At 73.9% G+C, this 13,622-nt stretch carries 15 protein-coding genes; 9 read left to right on the top strand and 6 right to left on the bottom strand.

The window, feature by feature from the left end; all coding sequences use genetic code 11:
- Position 1 precedes the first annotated feature (1 nt).
- Together CFI00_RS16010 and CFI00_RS16005 are read left to right on the top strand one after the other, a co-directional pair.
- The gene (locus CFI00_RS16010) at positions 2 to 1,075 is read left to right on the top strand and encodes a branched-chain amino acid aminotransferase (protein WP_207082068.1); all 1,074 of its coding nucleotides are present in this window, start codon (positions 2 to 4) and stop codon (positions 1,073 to 1,075) included.
- Between the two features lie 133 nt (positions 1,076 to 1,208).
- Positions 1,209 to 1,868, top strand: coding sequence for a DUF2306 domain-containing protein (locus CFI00_RS16005; RefSeq protein WP_207082067.1), 660 nt, complete (start codon positions 1,209 to 1,211; stop codon positions 1,866 to 1,868).
- A 9-nt stretch (positions 1,869 to 1,877) separates the two neighbouring features.
- Here the strand turns inward: CFI00_RS16005 and CFI00_RS16000 are convergent, their stop codons facing one another.
- Positions 1,878 to 3,602, bottom strand: a complete 1,725-nt coding sequence (locus tag CFI00_RS16000) for a DEAD/DEAH box helicase (RefSeq protein WP_242532437.1) — start codon at positions 3,600 to 3,602, stop codon at positions 1,878 to 1,880.
- 41 nt (positions 3,603 to 3,643) lie between these two features.
- Positions 3,644 to 3,985 (bottom strand): TraR/DksA C4-type zinc finger protein, encoded by a 342-nt coding sequence (locus tag CFI00_RS15995; RefSeq protein WP_207082066.1) that lies wholly within the window; start codon positions 3,983 to 3,985, stop codon positions 3,644 to 3,646.
- A gap of 77 nt (positions 3,986 to 4,062) precedes the next feature.
- On the opposite strand from CFI00_RS15995, the gene CFI00_RS15990 reads away from it, so the two are divergent.
- The 4 genes from CFI00_RS15990 to CFI00_RS15975 all read left to right on the top strand — a co-directional run bounded on the left by CFI00_RS15990 (position 4,063) and on the right by CFI00_RS15975 (position 8,384).
- Positions 4,063 to 5,778, top strand: coding sequence for a serine/threonine-protein kinase (locus tag CFI00_RS15990; RefSeq protein WP_207082065.1), 1,716 nt, complete (start codon positions 4,063 to 4,065; stop codon positions 5,776 to 5,778).
- 59 nt (positions 5,779 to 5,837) lie between these two features.
- Positions 5,838 to 6,152 carry an HNH endonuclease gene (locus tag CFI00_RS15985; protein WP_207082064.1) on the top strand — a complete coding sequence of 105 codons (315 nt, stop codon included), beginning with the start codon at positions 5,838 to 5,840 and terminating at the stop codon, positions 6,150 to 6,152.
- A gap of 260 nt (positions 6,153 to 6,412) precedes the next feature.
- Positions 6,413 to 8,005, top strand: coding sequence for a citramalate synthase (cimA, locus tag CFI00_RS15980; protein ID WP_207082063.1), 1,593 nt, complete (start codon positions 6,413 to 6,415; stop codon positions 8,003 to 8,005).
- A 19-nt stretch (positions 8,006 to 8,024) separates the two neighbouring features.
- Complete coding sequence (locus CFI00_RS15975; RefSeq protein WP_207082062.1) at positions 8,025 to 8,384, top strand: DUF6264 family protein; 360 nt, start codon at positions 8,025 to 8,027, stop codon at positions 8,382 to 8,384.
- A gap of 21 nt (positions 8,385 to 8,405) precedes the next feature.
- Here the strand turns inward: CFI00_RS15975 and CFI00_RS15970 are convergent, their stop codons facing one another.
- Positions 8,406 to 8,993 (bottom strand): helix-turn-helix domain-containing protein, encoded by a 588-nt coding sequence (locus CFI00_RS15970; protein ID WP_242532436.1) that lies wholly within the window; start codon positions 8,991 to 8,993, stop codon positions 8,406 to 8,408.
- Between the two features lie 71 nt (positions 8,994 to 9,064).
- On the opposite strand from CFI00_RS15970, the gene CFI00_RS15965 reads away from it, so the two are divergent.
- Complete coding sequence (locus CFI00_RS15965; protein ID WP_207082061.1) at positions 9,065 to 9,655, top strand: NAD(P)H-dependent oxidoreductase; 591 nt, start codon at positions 9,065 to 9,067, stop codon at positions 9,653 to 9,655.
- Positions 9,637 to 11,046 carry an amidase gene (locus CFI00_RS15960; protein ID WP_207082060.1) on the top strand — a complete coding sequence of 470 codons (1,410 nt, stop codon included), beginning with the start codon at positions 9,637 to 9,639 and terminating at the stop codon, positions 11,044 to 11,046. The genes CFI00_RS15965 and CFI00_RS15960 overlap by 19 nt, the downstream gene beginning before the upstream one ends.
- Positions 11,047 to 11,049: 3 nt before the next feature.
- Here CFI00_RS15960 and CFI00_RS15955 read toward each other — a convergent pair whose 3' ends face one another.
- Genes CFI00_RS15955 through CFI00_RS15945 form a run of 3 tightly spaced genes read right to left on the bottom strand, consistent with a single transcriptional unit; the run spans position 11,050 to position 12,971 of the window.
- Positions 11,050 to 11,661, bottom strand: coding sequence for a CbiQ family ECF transporter T component (locus tag CFI00_RS15955; RefSeq protein ID WP_242532435.1), 612 nt, complete (start codon positions 11,659 to 11,661; stop codon positions 11,050 to 11,052).
- Entirely contained in the window at positions 11,658 to 12,356 is a 699-nt protein-coding gene (locus tag CFI00_RS15950; protein WP_207082059.1) for an ABC transporter ATP-binding protein, read from the bottom strand. The genes CFI00_RS15955 and CFI00_RS15950 overlap by 4 nt, the downstream gene beginning before the upstream one ends.
- Positions 12,357 to 12,362: 6 nt before the next feature.
- Positions 12,363 to 12,971 carry a biotin transporter BioY gene (locus CFI00_RS15945; RefSeq protein WP_207082058.1) on the bottom strand — a complete coding sequence of 203 codons (609 nt, stop codon included), beginning with the start codon at positions 12,969 to 12,971 and terminating at the stop codon, positions 12,363 to 12,365.
- A gap of 97 nt (positions 12,972 to 13,068) precedes the next feature.
- On the opposite strand from CFI00_RS15945, the gene CFI00_RS15940 reads away from it, so the two are divergent.
- The gene (locus CFI00_RS15940; protein ID WP_207082057.1) at positions 13,069 to 13,620 is read left to right on the top strand and encodes a TetR family transcriptional regulator; all 552 of its coding nucleotides are present in this window, start codon (positions 13,069 to 13,071) and stop codon (positions 13,618 to 13,620) included.
- Positions 13,621 to 13,622 lie beyond the last annotated feature (2 nt).

Below are 13,622 nucleotides of genomic sequence, written 5' to 3'. Positions count from 1 at the left end.
CATGCAGATCAGCACCATCGCGACCACCACGCCCGTCGACGACGCCCGCCTGGCCGAGGTCCTCGCCAACCCGGGCTTCGGCCAGCACTTCACCGACCACATGCTCACGGTGGAGTGGACGCCGGAGCAGGGCTGGCACGACGCGCGCATCACGCCCTACGGCCCCCTGACGCTGGACCCCGCGACCGCGGTGCTGCACTACGCGCAGGAGACGTTCGAGGGCATGAAGGCCTACCGTCACGACGACGGATCGATCTGGACCTTCCGTCCCGAGCAGAACGCGGCGCGGATGGTGCGCTCCTCGCAGCGCCTGGCCTTCCCCGAGCTGCCGGTCGAGGACTTCGTGGAGTGCGTCGACGCGCTCGTGGCGGTCGACCAGCGGTGGGTGCCCGGCAGCGAGGGGGAGAAGTCGCTCTACCTGCGGCCCTTCATGTTCGCCTCCGAGACCTTCCTCGGAGTGCGGCCGGCGCAGCACGTGACCTTCATGGTCATCGCCTCCCCCGCGGGCGCCTACTTCAAGGGCGGCATCAAGCCGGTCAACCTCTGGCTCTCGGAGACCTACACCCGCGCCGGCCGTGGTGGCATGGGCGCGGCCAAGACCGGTGGCAACTACGCCGCGTCGCTCGCCGCGCAGCGCGAGGCCATCGAGCAGGGCTGCGACCAGGTGGTGTTCCTCGACGACCAGGAGTTCCGCTACATCGAGGAGCTCGGCGGGATGAATCTCTTCTTCGTCCACGCCGACGGCCACGTCGTCACCCCGGAGACCGGCACGATCCTCGAGGGCATCACCCGCGCCTCGATCATCGAGCTCGCAGGCTCGCTGGGCCACGCCGTGGAGGAGCGGAAGTTCTCCCTCGACGAGTGGCGCGACGGCGTCGCCTCGGGCGAGATCACCGAGGTCTTCGCCTGCGGCACCGCCGCCGTCGTGACCCCCGTCGGTGAGCTCCGCTCGCCGGAGGGAGTGACCCCCGCCCCGTCGAGCACCGAGCTGACGATGCGGATCCGCGAGGCGCTGGTGGGCATGCAGTTCGGCCGCACCGAGGACACCTTCGGCTGGATGCACCGGGTGGTCTGACCCCGAGCCTCGTGCCCCTCGGCGGTCGAGGTGCGAGCGGAGCGAGCCTCGAGACCAGCTCGTCCGATCGGCCGACCCGGAGCCGGCCTCGAGGCCGATGCGGCGCACGCCTGCCGCGACGAGGCTCGTCGGCATGACGACCACCGCCGCCCGCCCCACCGCCCCGCCCCGCGCCCGCCGCGACTGGGGGATCCCCGCGAGCCTGCTGCTGCTCGCGGCCATCCCGTCGGCGTCCGGCGTCGCCCGCCTGGTCGACCTGTCGGGCGGGCGGACCGAGGAGAACGCCCGGTTCTTCGACCTCCCGCTGCCGATCCTCGTGCACATCCTCGGCGCGACGACGTACCTCGTGCTGGGCGCCTTCCAGCTCATGCCGTCGCTGCGGCGCACGCGCCCGCGCTGGCACCGGTGGAGCGGACGGGTCCTCGTCCCGGCAGGCGTGGCCGGCGGGCTGAGCGGCATGTGGATGGCGGTGTGGTCGGACCTCCCGGCCTACGACAACGAGGCGCTGATGTGGCTGCGGCTGCTCTTCGGCTCGGTCATGGTCGGCGGACTGGTGCTCGGGCTCCTCGCGATCCGTCGCCGCGACGTGAGCACCCACCAGCGCTGGATGGCCCGGGCGTACGCCGTCGCGCAGGGCGCCGGCACGCAGGCGCTCGTCCTCGGCCCGGTCGTCGTGGTCGCCGGTCAGCCGAGCGGCAACCTGAAGGCCCTGGGCATGGGTGCTGCGTGGGTGATCAACCTCGTGGTCGCCGAGTGGCTGGTGCGGAGGTCGGAGGCGGGCCGTCGTGGCTGAGGCGCCGGATCAGGCGTCCTCCGTCAGGGTCGTGGCGGGCAGCCAGTCGGCCCCGAGGAGCCGGGCGACGCCGGTGAGGCCGGTGGTGTCGCCGCCGACGGTGTCGGATGCCGCGGCGATCCGCTCCACCATCACCTTGCCGACCTGCTCCTCGACGGTGCCCTCGGCATAGGCGATGTGCCACGGCGACACCTGGTGGTCGCGGTGCGTGCGGCCGGTCACCTGTCGGCCGGCGATGCCCGAGAAGCGGGCCTGGTGGAAGACACCGACGCGCGGCTCGGTGCTCGCACGTCGACCGTCGGCGAGGGCCTCGCCGGCGTGCAGGCTCATCGAGGCGACCGCGGTGAAGACGCAGACCTTCGCCTCGCCGGTCTGGAACCGGAGCCGCTCGGCCTCCGGGTCGAACCGGTCGCGGCCGTAGATCGTGGCGACGTCGATGCCGGAGTCGCGCAGCCGGTCGGCGATCGGGTCGGCCGCGGTCCCGACGAACTCGACCGAGCACGCCACCTGGCGCTCCGCCTCGACCTGCTGGGCGATCCAGGCGACCGTCGAGTCGACCCGCAGCAGCCCGGCCTTCTGCCGGAAGCGCAGCAGCGCGGCCCGTCCCTTGGCCACGTTGCGTCCACGTCGGGCGATGTCCATCTCACGGCAGAACTCGCCCCACTCGGCCTCGTACGCCGTGCGCTCCGACGGCGTGAGCGTCACCGGCATGCCCGAGATCGGCACGGGTCCCCACGGTGCCGCGCGGTGCAGCATCGCCGCGGGCCGCTCGTCGGCCAGCCACCCGCGCACGAGCGCGAGGTCCGAGGCGCGTCGCTCCGGGTCGGCGGTCCACGTGGCGCCGTAGCGACCCCGGTCGACCCCGACGCCGTGGCGCTCGAGCGCGCCGGCGAACACCTCGCCGGGCCGGGTCGTGGAGGTCCATTCCTTCACCGGCTCGCCCAGCACCTGGGCGTACGCCGGTGCGAGGTAGGGCAGCTCGAGCGGCGTGTGGCCGGGGGTCGCCGTTGTCGCGATGACGAACGGTGCGCGGTCGTGCGCCTTGCCGTGCCCGGAGATCCGGGCCCAGAGCTTCCACCGCTTCGTCGTCGTACGCCGCAGCGCGTGGGCTTCGTCGGCGATGATCACGTCCCAGGTGTGGTCCGCGACCTTGTCCAGCCGGTCCCACGTGATCACCACCCACTCCAGCCCGCCGCTGCCGAGCGCGGTGATCGTGCGGCACCAGTGGCCGATCGTGATCGCCGCGGGCCGGTCCGCGACGACGAGCACCCGCCGCGCCCCGCGGAGGTCGCCCGCCGCGATCGCCCCGAGGACGGCGGAGATCGTCTTGCCCACGCCCGGCTCGTCGGCGAGCAGGAAGGCCCGCCCGCCCGCGGCGGCGCGATCCGCGATCGCGTCGGCCGCCTCGAACTGGATCCTCCGGGGCTCGAGCGCGTCGCCCGGCTCGGGGTCCGGAGTCGGTCGGTGGGGGTTCAGGGTGTTCTCGATGAAGCGGCCGAGCGTCCACGGCCCCGGTGCGTAGGGCTCGAGGTGGGCGGGCAGGGCGCGCCCGACGTGGAGGTGGGTCCGCACGGCCGGGTGCCAGGTGGCGCCGTCGACCTGCGTCCCGTAGGGGACGTCGAGCACCCACAGCCGCTCGCCGGGCCCGGCGACCGGCAGGGGCCGCTCCTGCCGTCGGGTGCCGCCCCGGCGAGCGCTGGATCGGCGGGAGCGGGACTGCCGGGAGCTGGGCATCCGCGGACGCTACCGGGCCGGAGTGCGGGGCCAGGGGCGGCTCACCCGGCCGCCGCGCACCGGATGCAGAACCGCGCGGCCGGGAGCGCGTCGAGCCGGTCCGTGCCGATCGGCGCGCCGCAGCGCTCGCAGACCCCGTAGGTCCCGGCGTCGACCCGCTCGATCGCGTCGTCGACCTCGGCGAGGTGGTGGCGCACCTGTCGGGCGAGGGCCCCGATCTGAGATCGCTCGAAGGCGATGGTCGCGCCCTCGGGGTCGTGCTCGTCGTCGGCGTTGGTGTCCAGCGACGCCGCGACCACGGCGTCGTGGTCGGCGGTCAGGCTCGCCAGCCGCGCGAGGGTCGTGCTGCGCTCCTCGGCCAGGCGCCGGCGTACGTCGTCCATCACCCCATCCTCGCGCGCACCTCCGACAGCGTGCCGGATGAGGGGCTTCGAGGTCCTCCGGCCGTATCCTCGTGTGCGTGACGACGTCCCCGAAGGCGCCGCCGCCGGGTCTGACCGTGGGCGGCTACGCGCTGCGTGCCCGCCTCGGCGAGGGTGGCATGGGCGTGGTCCACCTCGGGCAGAAGCCGGGGGAGCGGCCCGTCGCGATCAAGGTGCTGCGCCCCCACGTCGTCGGCGACGACGAGGCCCGCCGCCGGCTGGCCCGCGAGGTCAGCTCCCTGACCCGGGTCCGCAGCCGCCGCATCGCCGAGATCGTCGACGCCGACCCGTGGGGCGAGATCCCCTACGTCGCCACCCGCTACGTCCCCGGCCTCTCGCTGCACGACCACGTGCAGGAGGAGGGTGCGCTCTCCGGCGACGACCTGCTCTGGTTCGCCGACTGCCTCGCCGAGGCCATCGAGGCCGTCCACGCCGTCGGCGTGCTGCACCGCGACATCAAGCCGTCCAACGTGATCATGGAGGGGCGCACCCCGATCCTCATCGACTTCGGGCTCGCCCGCGTCGCCGAGGACTCCCGCATCACCATGAACGGCTGGCTGCTCGGCACCCCGGGCTACCTCGCCCCCGAGATCCTCTACGGCGACGACGCCTCGGCCGCCTCCGACGTGCACGCCTGGGCCGCCACGGTGGCGTACGCCGGCACCGGCCGCGCACCGTTCGGCCGCGGGCCGTCGGTGGCGATCATGGACCGCGTGCGCCGAGGCGAGCACGACCTGTCCGGCCTCGACCCGAAGGTGCTGCCGCTGGTCGAGGAGGCGCTGGCCCCCGCCGCGGAGGACCGCCCGTCGCTGGAGGAGGTGCGCGACTGGCTCGAGGACCTCGCCGACCCCGAGGCCCTTGTCGAGGACGACCGGCCGCGCGAGCGCTTCGCCGCCAGCCCCGTCACGCTGCCGTACGCCGCCGTGGCGCACGAGGACGCCGCCGCCCCGACCCGCGTCGGCACGGGCGTCGCGCCCCGACCGACAGGGTCGCACCCGTCGGAGCCGGTGCACTGGTCGGACGAGTGGGACGCGCAGGACGACGACACCCACCACGACCTCCCGGCCCACGGCTGGGGTGACGACGGGACGGTCCCGCACCGACAGACGCGCGTGCTGCCCGACGGCACCACCGAGTACGTCGCCGACTACGGTCCGCCGGTGCGCGAGCGCGCCCCGGCCGCGGAGCGCCTGCGCCGCTCCGGCACCCTGCTCGCCCTCGGCGGGGTCGTCGCCGGCGGCATCACCGTCGCCCCCTACCTCGCGCTCGCCGTCCTCTTCATCGGCGTCTGGCTGCTGCGCAGCGGCTCGATGGCGGCCAGCTCGGTCGGCAACCGCCGCAGCCGCCGCGGGATCAAGTGGTACGACGGCATCCAGCTGCTGCTCGCCGCGCCGTGGCACGTGGTGGCCGGCCTCGGCGGCACGCTCCTGCTCCTCCTGTGGAGCCTGGGCATCGCCGCCGCGATCGCCCTGCTCTGCTTCGCCGCGTCCCTCTCGATGCTGACCTCGCTGGGCGCCATCGGCGTCTCCTTCGCCGTCGGCCTGTGGTGGGGACCTGGCTCGGAGCGGCTGCGCTCGCCGGTCCACCGGGTCGTCGACCCGCTCGCCCGGCAGGGCGTGCCGTGGCTGCTCGTCACCCTCCTCGTCGCTGCCGGTGCCTCCGGCCTCGGCGCCGCGGCCTCGGCGCAGGGGACGTCGTGGGCGCCCGACGACGCGGCGCCGCTCAGCGACGTACGCCTCCCCGGCTGGCTCTGACACCCGTGGCGGCGCGCAACAGCCGGCAGGTGCGATCGGCCAGGCGCCGCAAGAGGCGCATGGACAGCGTGGTCCACGACCTCGGCGTCGCCCAGTGGGAGGCGCTCCAGGCGGCGTGGGGCGGCTGCGCCTACTGCGGCAGCACCGACGGCCCGCTCCAGCGCGACTGCGTCCTCCCGATCTCGCGCGGCGGGCGCTACACGCTCACCAACATCGTGCCGGCGTGCCGGTCCTGCAACGCCAGCAAGTGCAACGACGAGGTCACCGGCTGGCTGCGCCGCAAGAAGCTCGACGAGCGGGCCTTCCTGGTGCGGCACGCCGAGATCCAGGCCGTACTGCGTCCCTCCGCGCCGGGTGCAGGGTCCGAAGCCTGACCGAGGTCGCTCCACGGGTCTTCTGCCGGACCCTGTCGCGGGGTCGGGTTCCTCCCTGCTGGAAGGCCGGTGCAGCCGTCGGGACCGCATCGCGAGACGCGCGTCTCATGGAAGGTGCCGCAGTGGCACGATTCATCCCATGAGCACCAGCACGACCATCATTTCCTAGCGCGGCGGGACACCCCGCCGCGCCGACCTCCTGCACCCCAGGAGGTCTTTTTGTTTCCCGAGCACCCAGCAGCCCGACCGAGAGAAGACCGATGGACCTCCACGGCGCGTTCCACGTCTACGACACCACCCTGCGCGACGGCGCCCAGCAGGAGGGCCTCAACCTCTCGGTCGCGGACAAGCTCAGCATCGCCCGGCAGCTCGACGACCTGGGCGTGGGCTACATCGAGGGCGGGTGGCCGGGTGCGAACCCCAAGGACACCGAGTTCTTCCGCCGCGCTGCGGCCGAGCTGGACCTGCGCCACGCGCGGCTCGCCGCCTTCGGTGCGACCCGCCGCGCCGGCGTACGCGCTGCCGACGACCCGCTGGTCGCGGCCCTGCGCGACAGCGGAGCCGGTGTGGTCACGCTGGTCGCGAAGTCCCACGACCGCCACGTGGAGCTCGCGCTGCGCACCACGCTGGAGGAGAACCTCGCGATGGTGCGCGACACCGTGACCCACCTGCGCGAGGAGGGACAGACGGTCTTCCTCGACGCCGAGCACTTCTTCGACGGCTACCGCGGCAACCGGGCGTACGCCCTCGAGGTGCTGCGCACCGCCGCCGAGGCCGGCGCGGAGGTGGTGGCGCTCTGCGACACCAACGGCGGCATGCTGCCCGACTGGGTCTCCGACGTGGTGCTCGACGTGATCGAGACGACGGGGGCGCGCGTGGGCATCCACGCCCACAACGACAGCGGCTGCGCGGTCGCCAACTCGCTGGCCGCGGTCGCGGCAGGTGCGACGCACGTGCAGGGCTGCATCAACGGCTACGGCGAGCGCACCGGCAACGCCGACCTCGTCACGGTCGTGGCCAACCTCGAGCTCAAGCTGGACCGCAGCGTCCTGCCCCAGGGCCTGCTGCGCGAGGCGACCCGCATCGCCCACGCCGTCGCGGAGGTCACCAACGTCCCGCCCGCCTCGCGCCAGCCGTACGTCGGCACCTCGGCGTTCGCGCACAAGGCGGGGCTGCACGCCAGCGCGATCAAGGTCGACCCGAACCTCTACCAGCACCTCGACCCGCTGGTCGTCGGCAACGACATGCGCCTGCTCGTCTCCGACATGGCCGGTCGTGCGTCGATCGAGCTGAAGGGTCGAGAGCTCGGCTACGACCTCTCCGACGGCTCGCCCGAGATGAGGGAGCTCGTCACCCGCGTCACCGCACGCGTCAAGGAGATGGAGCAGCACGGCCACACCTTCGAGGCCGCCGACGCGTCCTTCGAGCTGCTGCTCGCCGAGGAGGTCGAGGGGATGCGTCCGTCGTACTTCGACGTCGAGTCGTGGCGCGTCATCACCGAGACCCGCACCGACGGCGAGGCCATCTCGGAGGCGACGGTGAAGCTCCGGGCCGAGGGCGTGAGGTACGTCGTCACGGGGGAGGGCAACGGCCCGGTCAACGCCCTCGACGCGGCCCTGCGCGAGGCCATCGGGCAGGCCTACCCCGAGGTCGCCAAGTTCGAGCTGATCGACTACAAGGTGCGCATCCTCGACCAGGGCCACGGCACGGACGCGATCACGCGGGTGCTCATCGAGACCACCGACGGCGAGTCGTCGTGGGTGACCGTCGGCGTGGGCGCCAACGTCATCGAGGCGTCGTGGGGCGCGCTCGTCGACGGGCTGACGTTCGGCCTGCGGCGCCAGCACCGCTGAGTGACCTAGGCTCGCCCGCGTGAGCGAACAGGCGACGTACGCCGACCGGACGCGTGCGGTCTCGCCGGCCGACCGCGTCGTCACCGTCCTGCTCCTCGTCGGCCTCGCGGTGCTCGTGCCGATCGCGGGCTTCATGGGCCTGCTCACCTCGATGGCCTCCGACGGCTGCATGGCCAACGCCTGCAACGCCGACCTGATGTCGGTGGGGATCTTCACCTCGGCGCTCTCGCCCGCCGTGGTCTTCCTGGTGGCCCTCGCGTGGGTGGTCAGGCGGTGGCGCCGCGCCCGCTCGACCTGGTGGATCCCGCTCGTCGCGCTGGTGGCGGGCGCCGTGGTCTGGTTCGGTGGCGCGCTGATCACCTTCAGCGCCGTCGGCTGAGGCGGACCCGGTCCGTCGGGCTCAGCCCACCACGCGCCGCACCAGGTCGTCCCAGCCGACCTCGATGCGCTCGAGCGAGATGTCGTCGGCCTGCTGCTGCTCGACGACCACGACGTCGAGCGGCGCCAGGAGCGCGATCGAGAGCAGGAGGAGGTCGCCGCTGACCCCGAGCTCGCCGAGCAGGTGGCGCACGTGCATCACCGCGAAGGACGCCGCGGCCCGCGAGCGCGCCGAGCTCGACCCGGTCGCGGCCTTGATGAGCGCGGCATGGGTGACGTTGGTCCGCAGTCGGGAGTGGCCGAAGGCCAGCAGCCGATCCAGCGGGGGAGCGCCGGGTCCGAGCGGTGGCGGACCGGAGATCACGCTCGCCTGCCATGCGGTCTCGGACTCGTTGAGCACCGCTGCCATGAGGCCCTCGCGGGTCTCGAAGCGCCGGAAGACGGTGCCCTTGCCCACGCCCGCCTCGGAGGCGACGTTCTCCATGGTCACGCAGTCGACCCCTCGGGCCTGCACCAGGCGCAGCGCGGCTGCGAGGATGGCCTCGCGGTTGCGCGCAGCGTCGGCCCGCTCGGGAGCGGGCTCGCCGGCCATCGGGAGCAGTCGGGTCACGCGCGCCAGCCTAGGTGGAGGAATCCGGTGATCCGCAGGAATAGAAACGGACCGCGGTCCGTTTAGTGGTCATGACCACTGACCAGCAGACCCGCGTCGCCGTCCTCCTGGGCTCCACCCGCGCCGGGAGCCTCAACCGTCGCATCGCCGAGCACCTGCGCGACCACGCGCCCGCCGGCGTGACCGTCGACGTCGTGGAGGGCCTCGACGCCGTCCCGTTCTACAACGAGGAGATCGACGGCGAGACCGCCCCCGCGAGCGCCACCGCGCTGCGCGAGTCGGTCGCGGCCGCGGACCGCGTCCTCGCCGTCACCCCGGAGTACAACGGCACCATGCCCGCGGTGCTCAACAACGCCATCGACTGGCTCTCGCGCCCCTACGGCCAGGGCGCCATCGTCGGCAAGCCCTTCGCGGCCATCGGCGCCACCCCCACGAGTGGTCGCACGAGCACGCCCGCCACTCCGCCACCATCGCCGGCGCGGTCGTCGTCGAGGGCATCGTCGTCGACGAGTCGGCCGTCGCGGGCGACCCGCTGGAGGACGAGGCCGCCGTGCAGCGCTTCCTCGGTGCGCTCGACGCGCTCGTCGCGCACGAGGTCGAGGTCGCGGCCTGATCCCCGCCCGGCCGTGAGTAGGTTCGTGGAGTGCCCCTCCACGACCTGACCGCGCTCGAGCAGGGCGACGCCGTGCGCAACGGTGACGTGTCGCCGCTCGAGCTGGTCGAGCACTACGCCGGGCGTGCCTCTGATCCCGTTCGTGGGGCAGTGGGTGCGTTCGTCACGACCACCCACGACCAGGCGCGCGAGCACGCCCGCCGACTGATGACGGCGGGACGCCCCACGGACGCAGGTCCGCTCTGGGGCGTCCCGACCGGCATCAAGGACCTCCATCCCACCGCGGGGGTGCGCACCACCTTCGGCTCGGCGGCGTACGACGACTTCGTGCCCGACGCGTCCGACGACCTCGTCCTCACCGTCGAGGCCGCCGGGATGCCGAGCCTGGGCAAGACGAGCACGCCGGAGTTCGGGTCTCCCTGCTACACCGAGCCCGACGTCGCCCCGCCGTCCGTGACGCCGTGGGACACCACCCGCACCGCCGGCGGTTCGTCCGGCGGGGCCGCCGCCGCGGTCGCCGCCGGCCTGCTGCCGGTCGCGCCCGGCTCCGACGGCGGCGGGTCGATCCGGATCCCGGCCTCCTGCTGCGGGCTGGTCGGCCTCAAGCCGTCGCGCGGGCGGATCAGCGGTGCGCCGCGCTACGGCGACCCGGTCGGGCTCGCCACGCCGGGCACGCTCGCCCGCACCGTCCGCGACGCCGCCGCGCTGCTCGACGTCCTGGCCGGGCGGCGGGTGGGCGACCCCTTCTGGGCGCCACCGCCCAGCGGCACGTTCCTCGAGGCCTGCGACCGGGAGCCGGGCCGCCTGCGGGTCGCCCGCTTCGTCGCCCCCGTCATCGCGGACGTCGAGGTGCACCCCGCGTCCGTGGCCGCGTGGGACGACGCCTCCCGACTGCTCGCGAGCCTCGGCCACGACGTCGAGGACGTCCCCGTGCCGATCCCGCACGACGCGGTCGCCGACTTCGAGGCCTGCTGGGCGGTGCTCACCGCCCTCTCCGCCGCACCTCCCGGACGCGAGGACCGGCTGCGTCCGCTGACCCGCTGGCTCTCCGCGCGCGGCCACGGCGTCAGCGGACCGGAGTTCGGCCTGGCCATCGGCCGCCTGCGCCAGCACGCCGCTGCGGCGCTCGCCGCGCTGGCGGCGTACGACGTCGTCCTCACGCCCACCCTCGCGAGCCCGCCCGTGCCCGTGGGGTCGCTGCGCGACGACGCCGATCCCGAGCGCGACTTCGAGGCGCAGAAGGCCTTCACCCCGTGGACCAGTGCGTGGAACGTCACCGGCATGCCGGCGGTCTCGCTGCCGCTGCACTGGACCGACGACGGCCTGCCGGTCGGCGTGATGCTCGCGGCCCGTCCGGCCGAGGAGGAGCTGCTGCTCTCGGTGTCCGCGCAGGTCGAGGTCGCGGCGCCCTGGGCGGACAGGCGCCCGCCCGGCTGGTGAGCCTCAGTCGTCGCCGATCCCGCGGGCGTGCAGTGCGTCGCCCGACTCGTGGGCGCGGGCGACGACGCGGATCACGAAGGGGGAGAGGTACGCCCGGGGGTTGCGGTCGAGGCCGCGGGCCCGCGCCGCGTCACGGGTCTCCCGCGCGATCGCGATCGTGCCCGGCAGGGCCCCGATCGTCAGCGCCACGGTCAGCGCCACACGGTCGGGGTCGACCCCGAGGACCCGCAGCGGTCGCGCCCACCGGGCAAGGGCGTCGACCATCTCGTTGACCTCGGTGGTGGCGGTCAGCGCCAGTGCGGCCAGGCCCAGGCTGAGGAGGTCGAGGAAGGTCTCCGCGGCCTTCGCGCCGCCGTACCACCGCCACTGCAGCAGGCCCGCGACCACCGCGATCACCAGCACGCCCCGCGCCGCGCGCCACACCGACCGCAGTGGCACCCGGGCGAGCGCCGCGAGCAGCAGCGTGACGACCAGGAAGACCGGGGCGGCGCGGACGTCGCGGACCAGCACGATGGACAGGCTCAGTGCCGCGAGCCCCAGGACCTTGGCGCCCACGGGGAGGCGGTGCAGGACCGTGTCGCCCGGCTGGTGCAGCCCGGCCATGAGGTCGCTCACCGGTCGACGAGCCCGGTGTAGTGCGCGATCGATTCCGACGGTGAGCCGTCGGCGACCACCCGTGCCGCGTCGACCACGAGCACCCGGTCACAGCGCGCCGCGAGGTCGAGGTCGTGGGTGACGAGCACGAGCTGCTGGTCGAGGCCGAAGAGGGTGTCGCCGACCCGACGGGTGTTGGCGCGGTCGAGCAGCGTGGTGGGTTCGTCGGCGACGACGACGGTGGGCTCGAGCGCGAGCACGCCGGCGAGGGCGAGCAGCTGGCGCTGGCCGCCGGAGAGCGAGTGCACCGAGTCGTGCGCGTGGTCGGCCAGGCCGTTGGCGGCGAGCACCTCCATCGCCCGCGCGCGCCGCGTCGACCCGTCGGCGACGCGACGGCGCAGCGAGAGCTCGATGTCCTCCACGCACGTCGGCATCACCAGCTGGGCGGCCGGGTCGGTGAAGCAGAAGCCCACCAGGCGGCGCACGGCCGCGCCGTCGCGCACCACGTCGCGGCCCTCGACGCGCACCCGGCCCGAGGTGGGGCGGACCAGGCCGTTGAGCAGCCGCGCCAGCGTCGACTTGCCCGAGCCGTTGGCACCGATCACCCCGACCCGACGCTCGGTGAGCGTCAGGGTCGTGGGTGCGAGCACCTCGCGCTCGCCGCGGCCCGGAAGGGGGACGCGGACGCTGGCCTGGTCGAGCTCGATCGTGGGCAAGGAGGCTCAGTCGCGCTGCAGCAGCTGCGGGAAGGCGCGGTGCACCTCGGCGGCGATCATCGCCACGAGCGACGTCTTCACCACGTCGCCCAGCCAGAACGGCATGTCCCACGCGGCGGCCTCGAGGAACGAGACGTCGAAGTGCAGCATCATCCCGAGGATGCCGAGCGGGTGGATGACCAGGATGCTCGCGGCGATGGAGCACGCGAAGACGACCAGCGCGCGCGTGCGCCGCTCGCGCGCGACGTGGGCCACCAGGAACCCGCCGAGCGCCGCGGCGATCGGGAACGACAGCAGGTAGCCGCCGCTGGGTCCGGTGAAGACGCCGATGCCCGAGGAGTGCTCGGCGAAGACCGGCAGGCCGACCGCGCCGAGCGCGAGGTAGAGGGTGACGGCGGAGAAGCCGCGGACCGGACCCAGGATGCAGCCGGCCAGCATGACCGTCAGGGTCTGCAGGGTGATCGGCACGCCGGCGCTGCCGACCGGAATCGCTCCGACGTAGGCGCTGGCGCTGATGAGCGCGGCGAAGGCGGCGACCAGGGCGATGTCGCGCGTCGGCGACGAGGACCCGCCGGTGGTCTCGGGGCGGGTCTCGGGCTGGGCGGTGGCAGTCATCGGGGTCCTTGCTGAGCGCTGCGGGCAACCTGAACAGTGTTCAGGTTAGAGTGGCTGCGAAGCCAGCGTCAACGTCGTCCGAGGACCGGGAGGGTGCGTGGCCCACCATCGCAGCGACGTGCTCGCCCACGCCGTCACCCTGCTCGACGCCCACGGCCTCTCGGCGCTGACGATGCGCCGCCTCGGCGCCGAGCTCGACGTGCAGCCGAGCGCGATCTACCACCACTTCGCCAGCAAGCAGGCCCTGCTCGCCGCGGTCGCCGACGAGATCCTCGCGCGCGGGACGCGACCGCGACAGGCGGTGGCGTGGCCCGACCGGCTGCGCGAGGTGTGCGCCGAGCTGCGCCACGCGATGCTCGCAGTGACCGACGGCGCCGACGTGGTCGCCACCGTGTGGGCCTTCGGGCTCGGCGCCGCCGCCCCGGTGGCGGAGATGGAGGAGGTCCTGGCCGACGCCGACGTGCCCGACGAGCTGGTCGCCGTCGCGTCGCGGACGCTCGTCCACTACGTCTTCGGCCACGCCTTCGAGGAGCAGACCGCCCGGCAGGCGGTGAGCCTCGGCGCGGTCGAGCGCTCCCTGGAGTCGTTGCCGGACTTCGACCTCGGGCTCGACCTGGTGATTGACGGCCTGCGGGCGCGCCTCGCCTGAGT

Source organism: Nocardioides sp. S5, from assembly GCF_017310035.1.
Lineage (GTDB): Bacteria > Actinomycetota > Actinomycetes > Propionibacteriales > Nocardioidaceae > Nocardioides.
This window is presented reverse-complemented; position numbering and strand designations above follow the sequence as displayed.